Source organism: Candidatus Kinetoplastibacterium sorsogonicusi (genome assembly GCF_003072465.1).
Lineage (GTDB): Bacteria > Pseudomonadota > Gammaproteobacteria > Burkholderiales > Burkholderiaceae_B > Kinetoplastidibacterium > Kinetoplastidibacterium kentomonadis.
In genome coordinates, this window is sequence record NZ_CP025628.1 from 61,420 (window position 1) to 82,815 (window position 21,396).

The following is a 21,396-nucleotide window of genomic DNA, read 5'->3' on the forward strand; positions in this document are numbered from 1 at the left end:
ATATAGGTTTATGTGTCTAAAGTGATATTTTTTGAATACCCATTTAATGAAAAAATTCGCGTATATTTACGTTTAGAATATTTATTTAAACATCTATTTTTATTTTCTGATCCAAAAGGAGTCAGTGCTATATCACATCACATAGCAATATCCACTTTATTTGAAATATTAGAATTAATGGAACGTGTAGATATAAAAAATTATTTATTGCAAGATCTTGAAAAACAAAAAACAGTTTTATTAAATTTAAGAAGTAATATTAATGTAGATCAACAAATTCTTGAAAATTCTATTTGTGAGATAAAACAAAATTTAATATCTTTAGCTAATAATGGTAAGCCTGGTCAATTTTTACGTGATCATGAATGGTTAAATAGTATTAGAGGACGTTTTAGTGTTTCTGGTTTTACCCCACATGTTGATATGCCTTCTTATTATTTTTGGCAAAATCAAAGTTTCGAATATAGATCAAAAAATATAGAAAAATGGATCGATTCTTTAATACCTATATATGATAGTTTAGCAATTATTATAAAATTTTTGAGAGCTTCAAATTATAATAAGAAATTTTTAGCTAAAAACGGAAGTTATAGAAAAATGTTAGGAGGTCAAGTATATCAATTGTTGAGAATTATGGTTAACGATAATAATAAAGTATTCCCAGAAATAAGTGCAAATAAACATATTATTTCAATAAGATTTTTTAATCATGATCATGAATTAAAACCATCTCATGTATCACAAGATGTAGAATTTTATATGTCATTGTGTAATATATGAAGTAAAATTTATTTTATGTTATGATATTGCGCATTCCTGCAATTCCATGAGCGCCAAAAGATATAGCTATATCTTTTAATTCTTTAGATTGACCTCCTATTGCAAATACTGGTATTTCAGTATTTTTAATAATATTGGAAAAATTGATCCAACCTAAAAATTTATTATTTGGATGTGTTTCAGTATACAATACTGAACCTAAAACTACAAAATCTGCTTCTAATAGGATTGCATGATTTAAATCTTGTCTATTATGTATGGATATGCCTAATAACTTATTATGCATTATTTTAGGTCTTGATTTATACCTATAAGCATCTACAGATCTCATGTGCATACCATCTGATAATTTACATAATTCAAATCCATGAATGCTATTTACTAATAATTGAGATTGATATTGTTTACATAATTTATATACTTGAGAAAAAATATTATTTATAATATTTTTTTTTGAAGATATATTATTACACTCCAATAAATTTGGTTCTCTAAATTGAATTAATTTTAAACCAGAATCTAAAGATTGTTCTAATTTATATAGAAATAATTTTGTATTTTGAATGTTTTGTATATTAGTTATTCCATAAACATCAGGAATTGTTAAACATTTCATAGAACGTTTCACAACTGGAGAAAAATTATTAATATCAAAGCATAATAAATTATGCCATTGACAAAATTGATTACTTTGTATTGAACTAATATTAGTATTATTATAATTAATAATTCTTAATAAAATAAATGTCTTATCTTTCTCATTATAATTTATCCAAGGGGCAATATTATTTTTTGAAATCAAGATTTTATTATCTAAATATTGATTTAAAATTTTTAACTTATTCTCATTTTTTACAAAATATACCTTAGGTAAATTCCAATTTTCTGAATGAAGATTATTATCTTTTAATAATAATATTTGATTACTATCATTTTTTATAACTAAATTATAGAAAATATTCTTATTCATCTACTGAAGACCAATACTTAGCAAACTGATATGCAATTCTACCTGAGCGAGAACCTCTTTCTATAGCCCATTGTAAAGCATATTTTTTAGATTTTTTAATACTATCATAATTTATATCAAGTTTATGAAGCCAATATTCGACTATAGCTAAATAACTATCTTGTGTAAAAGGATAAAATGCTAACCATATTCCAAATCTTTCTGATAGTGAAATTTTTTCTTCTACAGCTTCACCAGGATGTATTTCTTCATTATTAGAATGTAGATTATCTTTCATATATTCTGGTAATAAATGTCTTCTATTAGATGTTGCATAAATAATAACATTATCATTATTTGATGATACAGATCCATCTAATAATGATTTTAAAGATTTATAATCTACATCTCCTTCTTCAAAAGATAAATCATCACAAAATATTATAAACTTTTCTTGCCTAAGTCTTATTAAATCAACTATTTGATTCAAATCTTTTAAATCAGATTTATTGACTTCTATTAATCTTAAACCACAATCACTGTACTTATTTAAAATTGCTTTTACTAGAGAACTTTTACCTGTACCTCTTGCACCAGTCATTAAAACATTGTTAGATAATTTATTTTCAATAAAATTCTTAGTATTTGAATCTATAATTTTTTTTTGTTTATCTATAAATAAAAGATCATTATAATTAATTTTATCAATATTAAAAATTGGTTTTAGATAACCATTTTGTCCATTTTTAAACCATTTATATGCTTTAGCATTCCAATTTATTGGTTCTGGAATAGGAGGTAACCATGCTTCTAGTTGCTTAAGAACTTTTTCTGAAAGTTGATATAATTCATTAATTTTGTTATTCATGATATTTAAGATCTATAATTAGCGTTTATATCTATATATTGATTTGATAAATCACATGTATATATTGTTTCACTTATGATTCCATTATTTAAAGAAATTGTAAATACAATTTCTTTTTCTAACATAATATTTTTTGCTAATTTTTCAATATAATTCTCAGATTTGCTGCCATTTTTTAAAATTAAAAGGTTTCCTATATATATATCTATTTTATTTATATCTATTTCTTCCAAACATGTCTGACCAATAGCAGAAATTATTCTACCTAAATTTGGATCTGATGCATATAGTGCTGTTTTCACTAAAGGTGAATTTGCTATAGAATATCCTACTTGTTTTGCTAATATAGAATTTTTTGCATTAATAACTTGAATAGTTACAAATTTTGTAGCCCCTTCTCCATCTCTAATAATTTTTTGAGCTAAGTCTATAGCAGCATTTTTTAATTCATTAAATACAAGTGAATAATAAATATTTTCTTTGGATTCAATAAAAATTTTAGATTTACCTGTAGCAGCAATTATAAATGAATCATTAGTAGAAGTATCTCCATCAACAGTAATAGCATTGAACGATACTTTAACAATATCTTTTATCATATCATTAAGTAAAGATTTATCTATTCCAATATCAGTACAAATAAAAGCTAACATAGTAGCCATATTTGGCATAATCATGCCAGCACCTTTACTAATTCCAGTAATTACTACATCTTCTTTATTAATTTTTATTTTTTTAGAATAAATTTTTGGCAAAGTATCAGTTGTCATAATACTATGAGCAGCATTATACCAGTTGTTTTTAGTTAAATTGCCCATAGCTATAGGTATAGCATGAATAATCTTATCAGACGGTAAATTTTCTAATATTACTCCAGTAGAAAAAGGTAATATTTTTTCTACATTAACATTTAATAATTTAGAAAAAGATTCACATACTTTTAATGCATCATATATTCCTTTAGTGCCAGTACCACTGTTAGCAATTCCAGTATTTATGATCATACCAGCAAAATGTTCTTCTATATTTAAATGATTTTTACATATTTGAACAGGAGGTGCACAAAATAAATTTTTTGTAAAAACACCAGCAACATTTGTACCACTTGTAAATGTAAAAATTGTAAGATCATTTTTATTAGTTTTTTTGATTCCTGCGCTAGCTATGCCGATTTTTACACCATCTACATTATGAATATCATCAATATCAGGTACCATTAAATTTATTGCCATTATTTTTATCCTAAATATATGAATATTTCAAATAAAAAATATATTTAATATATTATTTTATTTATATTAATTTTTAAAATTAAAATTGATATTAATTAACTAAAGATTTTTTAGTAATCTAAAATAATTTATTTATGAATTGTGGAAGAATTATGAATTAATATGGTGGCTCGGGGCGGAATTGAACCACCGACACAAGGATTTTCAGTCCTCTGCTCTACCGACTGAGCTACCGAGCCATATGGTAATACTATATATAAAATTTGTATATATCTCAAGAAAAAAATTAAAAATTTTAAAAAAATTACATATTTATAAAATAATGTTACAAATTTAAATATTAAAAAAATAATTTTCTTTATAAATTATATTATATAATTTTAATAAATAGATATTTATTATGAAATATAAATATCTAATATTTTTTAAAATTCATTTCTTATTTTTTGGTATTTTTAGTATGAAATCATCTATACGTCAAAGATTAGAATATTTATCTAATCGTCTTGAAGAAATTGATAATATATTAGCAGAGCCTAATTTTGATGTCGAAACATTTCGAAAATTATCATGTGAAAGATCAGAATTAGAATTAATAGCTAATAAATTTAGAGATTTTGTAAAACTTGAAACTAATATCAAAGAAATAGAATCTTTTTTAAATGATAAAGAAATGAAAGAATTAGCTTCAGAAGAATTATTGATATCTAAAAAACGTATCAAAAATCTTGAAAATGAATTACAAATATTGTTATTACCATCAGATCCTGAAGATAATAAAAGTTTATTTTTAGAAATTAGGGCAGGTACTGGTGGAGATGAAAGTGCTCTTTTTTCTTTAGATTTATTAAGAATGTATATTAGACATGCGGAGCAAAAAAATTGGTATACAGAATTAGTATCAAGTAGTTCTTCAGACTTAGGTGGTTATAAGGAAGCTATTTTAAAAATAGATGGTCATGGTGCTTATGGACGTCTTAAGTTTGAATCAGGTACGCATAGAGTACAAAGAATACCAGCGACTGAATCGCAAGGTAGAGTTCATACTTCAGCATGTACAGTAGCTGTTATGGTACAAGCTGATCCTATGAAAGATATTGTAATTAATAATCAAGATTTAAGAATAGATACTTTTAGAGCAAGTGGTGCTGGTGGACAACATATCAATAAAACTGATTCGGCTATTAGAATCACCCATATTCCTACAGGTTTAGTTGTAGAATGTCAAGAAGATAGATCTCAACATAGAAATAAAGAAAAAGCTATGCAGATTTTAGCTGCACGTTTAAAAGATAAAGAAGTTCAAGAAAAAAGAGCAAAAGAAGCAACAGAGAGAAAAAATTTAGTTGGTACTGGAGATCGATCAGAACGTATACGTACCTATAATTTCCCTCAAGGTAGAGTTACTGATCATAGAATTAATTTAACTTTATATAAATTACAATCTGTATTAGACGGTAATTTAGATGAATTAACTGATGCGCTAATATCAGAAAACCAAGCTGAAAAATTAGCTTCTTTGAGTTTAGATGAATAAATATAATTGAATGTTATTAAAAAATTTATTAAAAGAAAACAAAATACCTTTTTCGGAAAGATTAATATTATTAGAATATTTACTTAAAAAACCTAAAAGTTGGATAATTGCTCATGCTGATGAAATGTTTATAAAAGCAGATCCTTATTACAAATTATTACAAAAAAGATTAAATGGAGAACCAATATCTTATATTATAGGATCTAGAGAATTTTATGGGCATAATTTTTTAATTAATTCTGATGTTTTAATTCCTAGACCTGATACAGAACTTTTGGTAGATACTTCTTTAGAATTTATTTCCAATATGAATAATCCAAAAATTCTTGATTTAGGAACAGGTAGTGGTATTATAGCTATATCTATTGCTATAAATAGACCTGATGCAGAGATATGGGCTTGTGATATTAGTGAAAAAGCTTTAAATGTTGCTAAAAAAAATGCTAAAAATTTTAATGTAGATATTAAATTTTTATGTAGTGATTGGTTTAAATCTATATATAACCAAAAATTTGATTTAATTTTATCAAATCCACCTTATATTTCTAATAATGATACACATTTAAATATTGGAGATTTAAGATTTGAACCTAATATAGCTTTAATAGGAGGATTAGATGGTTTATCTGCTTTTTATACTATAATTAGTGAATCTGTAAAATTTTTAAAACCTGGCTCTATGATTTGGGTAGAACATGGGTTTAATCAATCTAAAGATGTGTATCATATTATGAAAAATAATAATTTTATTAATATAATATCTAAAAAAGATCTTAATGGTATTGATCGAATTTGTGGTGGTTATTTTCCATATTAAATATAAAGTTAACTATATGAAAGATATTAACAATTTTTTCCAAACAATTATAAAAGAAAATAATATTGTTTTATTTATGAAAGGTACAAAACAATTTCCTATGTGTGGTTTTTCTGGTAAAGCAGTTCAAATTTTAAAAGGTTATGATATTGATTTTGTATGTATAAATGTTCTAGAAGATGATAATATTAGACAAGGTATTAAAAAATTTTCTAATTGGCCAACGATTCCACAATTATATATAAATCAACAATTTATTGGTGGCACTGATATTATAATAGAATTACATGATAGTGGTGAATTACTTAATATTTTAAATAAATAATGGTACAAAAAAGAATACTTATTGCAATTACAGGTGCTACAGGTGCAATATATGCTTTGAATATATTGCGTCTACTAAAAAAAATAGATTTGATTGAAACTCATTTAATTATATCTAATCCTGGATTAATTAGTGCAAAATATGAAACTAATTTATGCATTAAAGATTTTCATGATTTAGCTGATTATACATATAAAATTAATGATATTACTGCACCAGTAGCTAGTGGTTCTTTTGATATTACAGGAATGATTATAGCACCATGTTCTATGAGAACATTGGCTGCTATAGCAAACGGAATTTCTGATAACTTAATAACTAGATCTGCTGATGTTACATTAAAAGAAAGAAGAAGATTAGTTTTACTACCAATAGAAGCTCCATTGAATTTAATTCATATTAAAAATATGGCTACTATAACAGAAATAGGTGGAATAATTTTTCCTCCTTTAATTACATTTTATAATCATCCTTCTTCAATAGAAGATAGTGTATATAATACTATTGCAAGAGTACTAAAACTATTTGATATCAACATACCACAAAAAATTTGGCAAGGAATTTAAATTTTAATCATATATATTTAATAATAATCCATCATATATACGAAAATAAGCTCCATGGATAGTTAATTCTTTATTGTTAACTTTTCTTAAAATATATGGAAATGATAATAAATTCTTCATACTATATTTAATAACAGATATTTCTAATTCTTTTATATAATCTTGAGATATAAATGGTATATTTTTTACAATATTTTTAATTTGTGACATCCAAGTATCTATTAATTCTGTTTCATGATTACTTTGTCTATCATTTAGTAAAGAAGCTATTCCACCACAGGAAGCATGACCAAGTACAATAATATGTTTTATATTCAATACATTAACCGCAAATTCTATAGCAGCACTAGTACCATGATAAGAAGTTTTATGATCTTTATCATAAGGAGGCACAATATTGGCTACATTCCTTATTACAAACATTTCACCAGGATTAACATTAAAAATTACTTCTGGTGATACCCGTGAATCACAACAACTAATTATCATACATTCTGGTTTTTGTCCATGCAAAGCAAGATTTTTATATTTTATTTGTTCTTTTTTAAATTTATTTTTTATAAAATATTTATATCCATCTAGTAATTTATTAGGAATCATATTAGAAATTGTTCTATTAATTTATTATATACTTCATTACAAATTTCATCAAAAGTCAATTATTTATTTAAATATCTTTTTATAGATTATACTTTATAATCTATAAATCTTTGTTATTTAATTATTTTTTTTGGTTATATATGGAAAAAAATCACACATCAGCGTTAGTTTGTTTTCTGGCGGTCAAGATTCTAGTATTTGCTTAGCTTGGGCATTAGATAATTATGATTATGTAGAAACTATAGGATTTAACTATGGTCAAAGACATATTGTAGAAATGGAAGCTCGAAAAAATATAATAAATGCTATAAAAAAAAAATTTCCAAATTTTTCTAAAAAAATAGGTACAGATACTATATTAGAAATTGATTTTATAAAAAAATTATGCAAAACATCTTTGACTGAAGTTAATAAGATCACATATGATCATAATAATATTCCAAGTACTTTTGTGCCAGGAAGGAATTTACTTTTCTTAACAGCTGCTGCATCATTATGTTTTGTTAAAAATATAAATGTAATAATTGGTGGCATGTGTGAATCTGATTTTTCTAATTATCCAGATTGTACAGAAAGATCTGTTATATCTATGGAAAATGCATTAAAAATCGGTTTAGGAAACATGAATTTAAAAATTCAAACACCATTGATGCATATTAATAAAGCTTATTCTTGGAAATTAGCATATAGTATTGGTAAAGAACTTCTTGTTAATATAATATTAGAGTACAGTCATACTTGTTATTTAGGAGATCGTTCTAACCGATATGAGTGGGGTTATGGTTGTGGAAAATGCCCAGCTTGTATATTACGTAGAAATGGTTGGATAGAATGGAATTTGATCAAAAAACATTAAATTCTGTTAAATATCAGTATCATTAATTAATTTAATTTTTAATAGGTAAATTTATGCCAAAATATCGTTCTCATACTTCAACACATGGTAGAAATATGGCTGGAGCACGTGCTTTATGGCGTGCAACTGGGGTGAAAGATAGTGATTTTGGGAAACCAATTATTGCTGTAGTAAATTCGTTTACACAATTTGTTCCAGGTCATGTACATTTGCGTAATTTAGGTAAATTAGTTGCAGATGAAATAGAAAATAATGGAGGTATTGCTAAAGAATTTAATACTATTGCTATTGATGATGGTATAGCTATGGGACATGATGGTATGCTATATTCATTACCATCAAGGGAATTAATTGCTGATTCTGTAGAATATATGGTTAATGCTCATTGTGCTGATGCTATGGTTTGTATTTCAAACTGTGATAAGATTACTCCAGGTATGTTAATGGCAGCTATGAGAATCAATATACCTACTATTTTTGTATCTGGTGGACCAATGGAAGCAGGTAAAATCATAAATACTAATGGCAAAATATCAAAAATTGATTTAGTAGATGCAATGATAGTAGCTGGAGATCCTAATGTTAGTGATGAGCTAGTAAAACAAACAGAACAAAATGCTTGTCAAACATGTGGTTCATGTTCTGGTATGTTCACAGCAAATTCCATGAATTGTTTAACTGAAGCAATAGGATTAGCATTACCTGGTAATGGTACTTTATTGGCAACACATGCGTTTAGAAAAGAACTTTTTAAAAATGCAGGCAAGTTAATAGTAGAACTATGCGAAAAATTTTATATCAAAAATGATTATTCAGTATTACCAAGAAATATAGCAAATAAAAATGCTTTTGAAAATGCTATAGCATTAGATGTAGCTATGGGTGGATCTACTAATACTGTTTTACATTTATTAGCAATTGCTAAAGAAGCAAATGTAGATTTTTCCATGAAAGATATTGATCAAATATCACGAAAAGTGCCTTGTATTTGTAAAGCTGCTCCTGCTACAAATAAATATCATATAGAAGATGTACATAGAGCTGGTGGTATTATTGGTATTCTTGCTGAATTGGATAAAGCAAATTTAATAAATTCTAATGTCAGTAATTTATATTGTGGAACTTTATCCAAAGCTATTCAAAATTGGGATATAAATCAAAGTAAAGATAAATTTGTAGAAACATTTTATAAAGCTGCTCCAGGTGGAATTAAAACTACTGAAGCTTTTAGTCAAAATCAACTATTTGATTCATTAGATACAGATCGAGTAAGTGGTTGTATTAGAAATATCCAAAATGCATATTCTAAAGATGGAGGTTTAGCTGTTTTATATGGAAATATAGCTATAAACGGATGCATAGTAAAAACTGCTGGTGTAGATGAATCGCAATTAATATTTAATGGTACTGCAAAGGTATTTGAAAGCCAAGATTCTGCAGTTGCTGCAATTTTAGGAGATTTAATATATCCAGGTGACATTGTAGTAATTAGATATGAAGGTCCAAAAGGTGGCCCTGGTATGCAAGAAATGTTATATCCCACTTCATATTTAAAGTCTAAAGGATTAGGTAAAGTTTGTGCTTTAATAACTGATGGTAGATTTTCTGGAGGTTCATCTGGATTAGTTATAGGACATGTTTCTCCAGAAGCAGCTCAAGGTGGATTAATAGCACTTATAGAAAATGGAGATACTATTAATATAGATATACCAAATAGAAAAATTCATTTAAATGTTACAGATGATATCTTAGATAATCGTAAAATGTTAATGCAATCTAAAGGAAATATGGCATGGAAACCTATTAACAGAAATCGTAAAGTATCTTTAGCATTACAAGCATATGCTGCTCTTGCAACTTCAGCTGATTGTGGTGCTGTAAGAGATATATCACAAATCAAAACATAATTAATATATTTTTTAAAAATTTATGATTAATCCTATAATACCTTCTTTCTTTATTACTAGATTTTCATTGTTATTAATTATTCTTGCTGGGTTATATTTTTTACACGTATTTTTAATACCGATTTTAACAGCATTAATAATTGGTTTTGCAAGTTGGCCAATATATAAACGTTTATTATATTTTTTTAAAAATAATAACCAAATAGCAGCTTCTGTTATATTATTATTAGTTATCCTATTAATAGTAATGCCTATTTGTTTTGCATTATTATATGCTGTACAAGAAGCAAGTGTTTTTATTGTATGGGCATTAGAATCCAATAAAAATGGTATTGCACCACCGAGTTGGATTATATCTATACCTATATTAGGAGAAAAATTAGAAGATATATGGAATTTTTATATAGGAGAACCTTATGCAATTGGAAAATTAGTTAAAGTAATAAGTGGAGAAAATCTAGGAAATATTTATAGGATGATAATTTCTGCTACTGGTAATACTTTTCATCTAGTGTTAAATATACTTTTCATGCTTATAATATTATTTTTTGTTTATAAAGATGGCAGATCAATTGTTTCTCAATTAGATTTAATAGGTGAATTAATATTACAAGATAGATGGTATAATTTATCTAGAATGGTACCTGCTACTATAAATGCTACTTTTACAGGCATGGGATTAATTGCATTAGGTGAAGGTGTTGTACTTGGATTTGCATATTGGTTAGCAAATGTACCATCTCCTGTATTATTAGGTGTTATAACTTGTTTTATGGCTTTAATTCCAGGTGGTGCTCCTATATCTTTTACATTAGTATCTTTGTATTTAATTAGTACATCTAATAATTTTGCAGGTATTATGTTATTTCTATGGGGTACTACTGAATTATTTATTGTTGATAAAACTCTAAGACCACGTTTAGTAGGAGGACCAGTAAAATTACCTTTTTTACCTACTTTTTTTGGTTTAGTTGGAGGTATTAAAACTATGGGTATTATAGGATTATTTGTTGGACCAGTTTTAATGGCTTTATTAGTTTCTCTTTGGAGAGAATGGATTAAGAACATTATATTAAACAGCACTAATAAAGCATAATTTTAATATGGTGCCCAGGGCCGGAATCGAACCGGCATGCCTTGCGGCGTGGGATTTTGAGTCCCATGCGTCTACCTATTTCACCACCTGGGCTATTCAATCATATAGAACAATATTATAATTATAACATAAGAATTTTATTTATTAAAAAATCTATTTTTTATTAAACTTTTTATTTGATATTAATTTAACAATTTAATTATATATTATGACAAAAAATAATAATTTAGCAAAAGAAACTATTAGTTTTCAAACAGAAGTCAAACAGCTATTACATCTAATGATTCATTCTCTTTATAGTAATAAAGAAATTTTTTTAAGAGAATTAATATCTAATGCATCAGATGCTTGTGATAAATTAAGATTTGAATCTATTGAAAATTCAAGTCTACTAAATAATAAAGATTTGAGTATTATTATTACTTATAGTAAAGAAAAAGGTACAATTACTATTTCTGATAATGGAATTGGTTTAAATCGTGAAGAGGCTATCGAAAATTTGGGTACTATTGCACGATCAGGTACTAAAGATTTTTTTTCTAAATTGACTGGCGATAAACAAAAAGACTCAAATTTAATTGGTCAATTTGGGGTAGGTTTTTATTCTGCATTTATTGTCGCAGATCAAGTATCAGTAATTAGTCGTAAATTTAATGTAGAAGAAAATCAAGCTATTTGCTGGGAATCTAATGGTGAGGGTGAATTTTCTATAAATTATACTAATAAAAAATCTTCAGGTACTGATGTAATCTTACATTTAAAAGCAGATGAAAATGAATTTTTAAATGGATGGAAAATTAGAGATATAGTAAGACGATTTTCAAATCATATTTCTTTACCTATAAAAATGTTTAAAGAAGAATGGAATGAAGAAAAAAAAGAACAAATTATTACTGATCAGCTAGAAATTATAAATATTGCTAATGCATTGTGGGCAAGAAATAAAACAGATATTACTAATGAACAATATATTGATTTTTATAAAACTACTTTTAATGATTTTAACGATCCATTAGCTTGGACTCATAATCATGTTGAAGGTAATCATGAATATACACAACTATTATTTATACCTAAAAAATCACAATTTGATTTATGGGAACGTGATCATAAAAGTAATTTAAAATTATATGTAAAAAAAGTATTTATAATGGACGATTCTGATCAATTATTACCTAATTTTTTACGTTTTGTTAAAGGTATTATTGATGCTTCTGATTTACCTTTAAATATTTCTCGAGAAATTTTACAAGAAAGTAGATATATTAAAATTATAAAAGATAGCTCTACTAAAAGAGTCATATCTTTATTAGAGGATATTGCAAATAATAAACATGAAGATTATCTATTATTTTGGAATGAATTTGGACAAATTCTTAAAGAAGGTATAGGAGAAGATTTTAATAATAAATTACGTTTATCTAAGTTATTAAGATTTGCTTCTACTAATTCTCAAGATAATTCACAAAAAGTATCATTAATAGATTATGTTTCAAGGATGAAAGAAAATCAAAATGATATTTATTACATTACAGCAGATTCTTATGAAGCTGCTATTAATAGTCCTCATATAGAAATATTTCGCAAAAAAAATATAGAGGTATTACTTTTATCTGATCGTATTGATGAATGGATGCTTTCTTATTTGCAGGATTTTCAAGAAAAAAAATTAATTTCAATAGCAAAATCAGATTTAGATTTAAGTAATTTTATTGATGAAAAAGATAAAGTTGAACAAAAAGAGCTAATAGATTCTTCAAAAGAATTTATCAAAAATATTAAAGAAGTTCTATCGGATAAAGTAAAAGACGTATTAGTATCAAATCGTTTAGTTGATTCACCAGCTTGTATTGTTGTTGGTAAAAATGATTTAAGTCCACATATGATTCAAATTTTAAAAAATGCAGGACAAAACCCAAATTTTACTAAACCTATACTTGAAGTTAATCCTAAACATCCTATTTTAGAATATATGAAAACATTGGGTGATAATGAATTTAAGGAAATGGCAAATATTATTTTTGATCAATCTTTACTATTAGCTGGAGGACAATTACCAGATTTTTCAGAATTTATAAAAAATATAAATCATTTTATCGTTAAATAAATTATGAATTCAATTACTAGTTTATTATATTAAACAACATACTAAACTAGTAATTGGAATATAAAATAAAAATATGAATAATTTAACTCAAAGATTATCTAATATTATTAAAAAATTAAAAGGTGAAGCTCGTTTAACAGAAAAGAATACAGAAGAAATTTTAAGAGAAATTAGAAAAGCATTATTGGAAGCTGATGTAGCGCTTTCCGTAGTAAAAGAGTTAATTTTTCGTATAAAAGAAAAATCATTAGGATCATCTGTCTTAGATAGTTTAACACCTGGACAGACTATGGTTGGGCTAGTATATAAAGAATTATCTGATATTATAGGCAATGATCTTGGTGATTATTCTAATGAAATTTCTCTTACAACTATTCCACCTGCAGTAATTTTAATATGTGGTATGCAGGGGTCTGGTAAAACGACTACTACTGCTAAATTAGCAAATTGGCTTATAAAAGGTAAACATTTAAAAAATGGAAAAAATACTGGAAAGAAAAAAGTTTTATTAACAAGTGTTGATATATATAGACCAGCAGCTATAGAACAATTAAAAATACTTGCAAATAAAGTAGGTGCTGATTTTTTTTCCATTTCTGAAAATTATGATCCTGAAAAAATTACGCAAGAAGCTTTGGATTATGCTAAAAAATATTACTATGATGTATTAATAGTAGATACAGCTGGTAGAATTAGTATAGATGAATATATGATGAATGAAATTTATCATATATATAATATTTTAAAACCAGTAGAAACATTATTTATACTTGATTCTATGCAAGGTCAAGATGCAATCATATCTGCTAAAAATTTTCTAAAATTTTTACCAATTACTGGAATTATTTTAACTAAAATGGATGGAGATGCTAGAGGTGGTGCATCTTTATCAGTTAGACATGTTATTGGTAAACCAATTAAATTTATTGGTAATTCTGAAAAAATTGATGGATTAGAAATTTTTTATCCTGATAGAATTGCAAAAAGAATATTAGGTATGGGAGATATAATCTCTATTTTTGAAGAAACTAAAGAACGTATAGATAAAATACAAGCAAAAAAATTAATAGATAAAATAAATAGTGGCACTAAATTCAATTTTAATGATTTTAATGATTACATTTTACAAACTAAAAAATTAGGAAATATAAATACCATTTTAGATAAGTTACCTTTAAATATAAAAAATATGTTGCCTGTATCAGAAAATATGGATACTAATAATCATTTGTCTAAAATACAAGCAATTATTTTTTCTATGACTCCATATGAACGTGAAAATCCAGATATTTTAAAATCATCAAGAAAAAAACGTATTGCTAAAGGAGCAGGTGTTAACGTTCAAGACATCAATAAATTAATTTCTCAATTTAAGAATGTACAAGAAATAATGAAAAAATTTCATAAAGGTAATTTTAATAAAATATTAAAAAATATGCCATTTAATATAAAAGATTTACTTAAATAAAAGAAATATTTAGGATACTTTACTATCCTCCACCAACAGCTCTTATTATTTCAACAACATCATTATTTTTTAATGATGTTGTTGCATGCAAACTATTAGGTACTACTTCACCATTTTTTTCGACTGCTATTTTATTATTTGCTTCATCAATGATGATTAATAATTCAGATATGGTTATATCTCGTCGAAATTTTTTTATTTGACCGTTTAATGTAATATTTATCATATTAAAATCCAAATTTTATATATTCTCAATTTTTATTTATTAATTGACAAAATTTATTTATATCAATATTACCTCCACTTAATATTATAACAACATTTTTATGAAAAAATTTTTCTTTATGTTTTAATAAAAATGCCAAGCCCATAGCACCTGTTGGTTCTACAATTAATTTACTGTATTGAGCTATAATGTTCATAGCATTAATAATTTCTGAATCTTTTACAGTAAATATATCATCAACATATTTTTTTATAATTTCAAAATTTTTATACCCAATTTGTTGTGTTTGTGCTCCATCTGCTATAGTATTTGGTACATTTATTTTTGTTAAAGATTTGTTTCTAAAAGAAATTTGTCCATCATTACCATTTTCTGGTTCAATACCATAAATTTTGCATTTAGAATTGATAGAACGTATGTAAGTAGCACACCCAGACAGTAAACTACCTCCTCCTAATGGTATCATTATAGCATCTATATTTTTAATTTTTTCAAAAATTTCTTTTGCAATAGTACCTGCTCCAGATATTACATCATTATTATCATATGGAGAAATTAATGAAAATCCTTTTTCTAAAATAATATCTTGACTAATTTTTTCACGATCATCAGTATATCTGTTATAAAATATAACATTACTTCCATAATATTTTGCTCCATTAATTTTTATTAACGGAGCATCTATTGGCATCAAAATTGTAGAATCATATTTTAATATTTTACAAGCTAAAGACATAGCTTGTCCATGATTTCCAGAGGAAAAACTAACAATACCTCTTTTTTTATCATGTAAATTTACATTAGAAACGGCATTAAAAGCACCACGAAATTTAAAAGATCCTGTATGTTGTAGATTTTCACATTTAAAAAATACCTTCATTCTTAACATATCATCTATTAATAATGAATTAATAATAGGCGTTTCAAAAATTATATTTTTCAAATTATTAGCTGCTACTATTATGTCATGTTTAGAGGATATATTTTGCATATAATAAATTTATTTAATTTTCATGCCGGCATATGCGCCATTATGTGGTTCTAATAGATATATTTTATCGTTTTTATCATTGCTATCTGATGCAGCTAATATCATGCCTTCTGATATACCAAACCTCATTTTTCGTGGTTGTAAATTTACAATGACAATTGTGAATTTACCTATTAAAGATTCAGGATCATAAGAATTTTTAATACCAGAAAAAACTGTTATATATTTATTTTGTCCTATATCTAAAGTAAAGGATAACATTTTTTCTGAATTTATGATTTCATGACAATCTATAATTTTTGCAACACGCATATCTATTTTTGCTACATCTTCAATAGTAATATAGTTATTATTAATTATATTTACATCATTATGATTTTTTTGATCTGATGTATCATTAGAATCAAACAATTTTTCCATAATTTTTTCATCTATTCTATTAATTAAATGTTTAAAATGATTTATTTTATATGGCAATATATGAGCATCTTGCCATATAAATTCATTTTTATTACCAAATACATTTTTTGCAATATTTGCTGAAATATTAGGTAAGACTGGTGATAAAGCAATTGATATTGCTCTAAATTTTGCCAAGGCTATAGAACAAGTTAAATGTAATTGATTTTTTAAAAATTGATTAAAATTAATTTCTTTTGCTATCAACCAAGGTTTAGCTTTGTCAAAATCCTTATTTGCTGAATCATTAAAAGACATAATTTCTCTTAATGATTTACTATAATTATGATTTTCAAAAAGTAATTTAATTTTTTCAATAAAATTTATTATTTCATTTTGTAATGATAATTTAGTGTTATCGTCATAATATAGAATCCCTTGAAAATATTCATTAATAAATTTAGAAGAACGGCTTGCAAGGTTTGCAAATTTACCAACTAGATCACTATTAATACGATTAATAAAATCTTTTTTATTAAAATCAATATCTGCAATTGTTCCATTTAGTTTAGTTGCTAAATAGTATCTTAACCATTCTGGATTCATTCCTATATTAAGATACTTTAAAGGAGATAATCCAGTACCTCTACTTTTAGACATTTTTTCATTATTTATAGTAATAAATCCATGTACATTTAATCTATCTGGAACTTTATACATAGCAAAATTTGTCATAGCAGGCCAAAATAAAGCATGAAAATATGTTATATCTTTTCCTATAAAATGTATTTGTTCAATATTACTATCTGGTTTTATTATTTCATCAAAATTGATATTGTTTTTTTCACAATATATTTTGAATGATGACAAATATCCAATTGGAGCATCAAGCCATACATAAAAAAATTTATCTTTAGTATCAGGTATTTCTATACCAAAATATGGAGCATCACGTGATATGTCCCAATCTTTTATAAGAATTTTATTATCAACAATATTTAACCATTCCTTAATTTTTGATGAAACTTCTTCTTGAAGGTGTAATTGTCCATGCCTATTTTTTCCATGTACCCAAGTTTCTAGAAAATTTACACATTTAGGATCTGATAATTTAAAGAAAAAATGTTCAGAAGACTTAATTATTGGTTTTTCACCAGTTAATGAAGAATATGGATTTATTAAATCCATTGGAGAATATACTGAACCACATTTTTCACAAGAATCACCATATTGATCATTTGCATTACATTCTGGACAAGTGCCTCTTATATATCTATCAGATAAAAACATATCTTTCATAGGATCATAAAATTGATCTATAAATTTACTATATATTAGACCTTGTTTTTTTAGTTCTTTATAAAATTTACAAGATAAATCTTTATTTTCTTTAGATAAAGTTGTATCCCAATGGTCAAAACTAATATAAAACCCTTTAAAATATTGTTGTCTGTTTGTTGTATAACGTTTAACTAATTCTTCTGGAGTAATACCTTCTTTTTCAGCTTTTAACATAATAGGTGCACCATGTGCATCGTCTGCTCCAATAAAATATACAGTATGTTTTGACATTCTCATAGATCTTACCCAAATGTCAGCTTGTATATATTCCATGATATGACCTATATGTAATTCCCCATTAGCATAAGGTAGAGCTGTTGTTACAAAAATAGTTCTTTGCATTTTTTATATTTTTAAAAGATTGAATAAAGTTTATATAATATTTTATACTACAATTTTATTTTAATATATTCATTATATGCTTTTTGAAAATAATAGTAACTATATAAACGTTACTATTAAAAAAATTTTTAGAGTTAATTTTTTCATATAAATTTTCGTAAAAAAACAATAAAATAAATGAAAATATAAAATTTTATTAGAAAATAAAATTTTATATTTTTCAAATCAAATTTATTAATTTAAATATTTCTATATAATTTAATTCATATATGGTTTCTAATAATATAAAAAAATTAGATAATGTAAAAAATATTATCGCAATTGTTTCTGGTAAAGGTGGTGTAGGAAAAAGTACTATATCTGTTAACATAGCATTAGCATTAACAAAATTGGGTGCTAATGTTGGAATATTAGATGCCGATATATATGGACCTAGTATTCCATTATTATTGGGAGTTAAAGATAGTAAAAATATACTTGATAATAATAAAATTAATCCAATACAAGCACATGGCTTACAAATTAATTCAATAGGTTTTTTTATAGATGAAGAATCTCCTGTAATGTGGAGAGGTCCCATGGCATCTAAATGTTTAGAACAATTGTTATATTTAACAACATGGCAAAATATTGATTATTTAATCTTAGATATGCCACCTGGTACTGGAGATATTTCAATTAGTTTAATTAGTGCCTTACCAAAGGTAACCTCAATAATTATTACTACATCACAAAATATAGCTCTTAGTGATGTGAACAAAAGTATGCTAATGATGAAAAAGTTTAATATACCTATGTTAGGAGTAATAGAGAATATGTCAAATTTTAAATGCGCATATTGTGGTAATAGTGAAAATATTTTTAGTAAAAATGGAGGTCAATTTATTTCGAAAAAATATAATGTAGATCTTTTAGGAAATATACCATTTAGTATAGAAATGATGAAGAATTTAGATAATGGGATCATTGAATCATGTAATAATGTTGATAATGAAATTTCTTCTATATTTTTAAATATTGCAAAAAAAATTGTTAATAAATTATCAATATTAAATAATTTAGAACAGGAAAAAAATCATTCAAAAGAAGGAAAAATTCCTATTTTTTTCAAAAAAATGTATAAATCTAAATAAATGAATTTAAATATAACTTTATTTTTTCTTATATTTTTTTCTATTATTAGTAATGCAGAAGCTAGTTGTCCATCTTTTATAATCAAATCTAAAATTATTACACCAGATACTATCAAAATAATTGAAAATTCTGTTAATTCTGTTGCTATATTATTTAAAGATAGTAAGGAGACAGATCTATTAAGATATTATGCTAGAAATGCAGCTATTTCTGCTTTAGCTTCAGATGGTTATTTTTCTCCTATTGTTGATTTAAATATTTATATTAATAATGAACAAGAAATTTGGTTGTTTTCTATAGATCCTGGTGATCGTACTATTATATCTAATATAGATATATGTTTTAAAGGTGCTATTCAAAATCAAAAATTTGATAATAGATTGCAAATTTTAAAAAAAAATTGTCCTTTAAAAATTGGAGATCCTTTTATTAATGATAATTGGAATAAAGCAAAATCATATTTATTAAACTCTATATCTTCAAATAATTTTTTATTGGCAAAGATAATAAATTCATATGTTTTAATTAATAAAGATGATTCTTTTGCTTCTTTACACATTGAAATAGATAGTGGACCTGAAATTTTCATGGGTCCTATACATTTCCATGGTTTTAAAAAAATTCCACCAAAATTTATAAATAATTATATTAGGTATAATGAAGGAGATGAATTTAAGCAAGAAATTTTAAATAATTGGCAACAAAAATTACAATCTTTAAAATTTTTTCATGGAGCTTTTGTCTATATTGATAATTCATATATTGATAAATATAATATATCAAAATATCATTCTAGTTCGAAAAATTATAATATTAATAATTTAAAAAGCTTAACCTTGCCTATTCATATTTCTGTTTCTGAAGTACCTACAATTCATATGTCTTCATCTATTGGTATAGATAGTAATGCAGGAATTCGCTTAGAATCCATTTATAAGAAAAATATTATTATGGGAATTCCTACATCATTATCTACTGGTTTTGGTTTAGATCGTTTTAGACAAAAAATATTTTTAGATTTTGATTTACTTCCAAATGCCAATATGAGTAATGATTCTATGGGTATATTATTCGATAGATCAAATAGTAATGGTTTAGATGTCAAAAGAATTGCTTTTGGTTTTACTAGATCAAAACAAGAAACTATTTATAGTGGTTTGTCAGATAGAAAAATCCAATATGATAATAGAATAGGATCTATATTAGCACATGATATTGTCAAATCTAAAACAGGTAATATTCTTAATTTACCATCATTAAATTTAACATCAGAATGGATAAGAAGAAATGTAGATAATAAATATAATACCAGACAAGGAAGCTTATTATCTTTAAGATGTGGAGCTGGAATTACTTTAAATAAATTTCATCCTTACTGTTTATCAAAAATTAAATTACAAAAATGGTTTCCTATTGCAAAATATGATGTAATTACATTTAGAAGTGAAATTGGTAAAATTTGGAAAGAGCATACACAGATATATAATGATTTTAGTTTTCGTACTGGAGGAACTAGAGCTATTAGAGGTTATAGTTACCATAGTTTAGGTTCTAAATATGAAAATTCTATGGAAGGAGTTTCTTCACTTGCTATATTTAGTTCAGGATATGACCATTATTTTAATAAACGTCTTGGCATAGGTATTTTTATAGATGCTGGAGATGCATCACTATCATTTTTAGATATGAAATTTGCAAGTGGTTATGGTTTAGGTATGAGATTTTTAACGCCTGCTGGACCTTTGCTATTTGATTTAGCTTATGGACATCGTGAAAAAAAATTTAAATTACATTTTTCTTTAGGAATTTCATTTTGATAGAGATACGGAATTTTTTTAAAAAAATTATCTTATTT

Annotated in this window: 19 protein-coding genes and 2 tRNA genes; 12 read left to right on the forward strand and 9 right to left on the reverse strand. The window is 25.2% G+C overall.

Annotation, left to right across the window (positions count from 1 at the left end; all coding sequences use genetic code 11):
• The first annotated feature begins 12 nt into the window (after nt 1-12).
• Entirely contained in the window at nt 13-780 is a 768-nt protein-coding gene (gene zapD, locus CKSOR_RS00330) for a cell division protein ZapD (protein ID WP_234411225.1), read from the forward strand.
• 13 nt (nt 781-793) lie between these two features.
• On the opposite strand, the gene CKSOR_RS00335 is transcribed toward zapD, so the two are convergent.
• The 4 genes from CKSOR_RS00335 to CKSOR_RS00350 form a co-directional block, all read right to left on the reverse strand.
• Nucleotides 794-1,750, reverse strand: coding sequence for a thiamine phosphate synthase (locus tag CKSOR_RS00335; protein ID WP_108673636.1), 957 nt, complete (start codon nt 1,748-1,750; stop codon nt 794-796).
• Entirely contained in the window at nt 1,743-2,600 is an 858-nt protein-coding gene (locus tag CKSOR_RS00340; RefSeq protein WP_422666647.1) for an ATP-binding protein, read from the reverse strand. The genes CKSOR_RS00335 and CKSOR_RS00340 overlap by 8 nt, the downstream gene beginning before the upstream one ends.
• 2 nt (nt 2,601-2,602) lie before the next feature.
• Nucleotides 2,603-3,829: a bifunctional glutamate N-acetyltransferase/amino-acid acetyltransferase ArgJ gene (argJ, locus tag CKSOR_RS00345; RefSeq protein WP_108673638.1), complete on the reverse strand. Its 1,227-nt coding sequence runs from the start codon at nt 3,827-3,829 to the stop codon at nt 2,603-2,605.
• A 163-nt stretch (nt 3,830-3,992) separates the two neighbouring features.
• Nucleotides 3,993-4,068 (reverse strand) — tRNA-Phe (locus CKSOR_RS00350).
• A gap of 221 nt (nt 4,069-4,289) precedes the next feature.
• Here CKSOR_RS00350 and prfA point away from each other — a divergent pair.
• The 4 genes from prfA to CKSOR_RS00370 are packed head-to-tail and all read left to right on the forward strand — an operon-like array spanning nt 4,290 to nt 7,074.
• Nucleotides 4,290-5,366, forward strand: coding sequence for a peptide chain release factor 1 (gene prfA / locus CKSOR_RS00355; RefSeq protein WP_108674206.1), 1,077 nt, complete (start codon nt 4,290-4,292; stop codon nt 5,364-5,366).
• Between the two features lie 10 nt (nt 5,367-5,376).
• Entirely contained in the window at nt 5,377-6,183 is an 807-nt protein-coding gene (gene prmC, locus CKSOR_RS00360; RefSeq protein ID WP_108673639.1) for a peptide chain release factor N(5)-glutamine methyltransferase, read from the forward strand.
• 16 nt (nt 6,184-6,199) lie between these two features.
• Nucleotides 6,200-6,508 (forward strand): Grx4 family monothiol glutaredoxin, encoded by a 309-nt coding sequence (gene grxD, locus CKSOR_RS00365; protein WP_108673640.1) that lies wholly within the window; start codon nt 6,200-6,202, stop codon nt 6,506-6,508.
• The gene (locus CKSOR_RS00370) at nt 6,508-7,074 is read left to right on the forward strand and encodes a UbiX family flavin prenyltransferase (protein ID WP_108673641.1); all 567 of its coding nucleotides are present in this window, start codon (nt 6,508-6,510) and stop codon (nt 7,072-7,074) included. The genes grxD and CKSOR_RS00370 overlap by 1 nt, the downstream gene beginning before the upstream one ends.
• A gap of 3 nt (nt 7,075-7,077) precedes the next feature.
• Here CKSOR_RS00370 and CKSOR_RS00375 read toward each other — a convergent pair whose 3' ends face one another.
• Complete coding sequence (locus tag CKSOR_RS00375) at nt 7,078-7,674, reverse strand: carbonic anhydrase (RefSeq protein ID WP_108673642.1); 597 nt, start codon at nt 7,672-7,674, stop codon at nt 7,078-7,080.
• Between the two features lie 130 nt (nt 7,675-7,804).
• On the opposite strand from CKSOR_RS00375, the gene queC reads away from it, so the two are divergent.
• From queC to CKSOR_RS00390, 3 genes are read left to right on the forward strand one after another with little or no spacing between them, the layout of a single operon-like run.
• Nucleotides 7,805-8,530 carry a 7-cyano-7-deazaguanine synthase QueC gene (queC, locus tag CKSOR_RS00380; RefSeq protein WP_108673643.1) on the forward strand — a complete coding sequence of 242 codons (726 nt, stop codon included), beginning with the start codon at nt 7,805-7,807 and terminating at the stop codon, nt 8,528-8,530.
• Nucleotides 8,531-8,583: 53 nt separating this feature from the next.
• The gene (gene ilvD / locus CKSOR_RS00385) at nt 8,584-10,437 is read left to right on the forward strand and encodes a dihydroxy-acid dehydratase (RefSeq protein WP_108673644.1); all 1,854 of its coding nucleotides are present in this window, start codon (nt 8,584-8,586) and stop codon (nt 10,435-10,437) included.
• Between the two features lie 22 nt (nt 10,438-10,459).
• A complete protein-coding gene (locus CKSOR_RS00390) occupies nt 10,460-11,533 on the forward strand; it encodes an AI-2E family transporter (protein WP_108673645.1) in 1,074 nt (357 codons plus the stop codon).
• An 8-nt stretch (nt 11,534-11,541) separates the two neighbouring features.
• Here the strand turns inward: CKSOR_RS00390 and CKSOR_RS00395 are convergent.
• Nucleotides 11,542-11,626 (reverse strand) — tRNA-Leu (locus tag CKSOR_RS00395).
• A gap of 115 nt (nt 11,627-11,741) precedes the next feature.
• Between CKSOR_RS00395 and htpG the strand changes: the two genes are divergently transcribed.
• Both htpG and ffh read left to right on the forward strand, forming a co-directional pair.
• Entirely contained in the window at nt 11,742-13,640 is a 1,899-nt protein-coding gene (htpG, locus tag CKSOR_RS00400) for a molecular chaperone HtpG (protein WP_108673646.1), read from the forward strand.
• 73 nt (nt 13,641-13,713) lie between these two features.
• On the forward strand, nt 13,714-15,108 hold the full coding sequence (ffh, locus tag CKSOR_RS00405; RefSeq protein ID WP_108673647.1) for a signal recognition particle protein: 1,395 nt from the start codon (nt 13,714-13,716) through the stop codon (nt 15,106-15,108).
• 22 nt (nt 15,109-15,130) lie between these two features.
• Here ffh and thiS read toward each other — a convergent pair whose 3' ends face one another.
• Genes thiS through metG form a run of 3 tightly spaced genes read right to left on the reverse strand, consistent with a single transcriptional unit; the run spans nt 15,131 to nt 18,407 of the window.
• A complete protein-coding gene (thiS, locus tag CKSOR_RS00410; RefSeq protein ID WP_234411226.1) occupies nt 15,131-15,334 on the reverse strand; it encodes a sulfur carrier protein ThiS in 204 nt (67 codons plus the stop codon).
• A 25-nt stretch (nt 15,335-15,359) separates the two neighbouring features.
• Nucleotides 15,360-16,325: a pyridoxal-phosphate dependent enzyme gene (locus tag CKSOR_RS00415; RefSeq protein ID WP_108673648.1), complete on the reverse strand. Its 966-nt coding sequence runs from the start codon at nt 16,323-16,325 to the stop codon at nt 15,360-15,362.
• Between the two features lie 9 nt (nt 16,326-16,334).
• Complete coding sequence (gene metG / locus CKSOR_RS00420; protein WP_108673649.1) at nt 16,335-18,407, reverse strand: methionine--tRNA ligase; 2,073 nt, start codon at nt 18,405-18,407, stop codon at nt 16,335-16,337.
• 269 nt (nt 18,408-18,676) lie between these two features.
• On the opposite strand from metG, the gene CKSOR_RS00425 reads away from it, so the two are divergent.
• Together CKSOR_RS00425 and CKSOR_RS00430 are read left to right on the forward strand one after the other, a co-directional pair.
• Nucleotides 18,677-19,540 carry an Mrp/NBP35 family ATP-binding protein gene (locus CKSOR_RS00425; protein ID WP_108673650.1) on the forward strand — a complete coding sequence of 288 codons (864 nt, stop codon included), beginning with the start codon at nt 18,677-18,679 and terminating at the stop codon, nt 19,538-19,540.
• A complete protein-coding gene (locus CKSOR_RS00430; protein WP_108673651.1) occupies nt 19,541-21,358 on the forward strand; it encodes an autotransporter assembly complex protein TamA in 1,818 nt (605 codons plus the stop codon).
• Nucleotides 21,359-21,396: the final 38 nt, after the last annotated feature.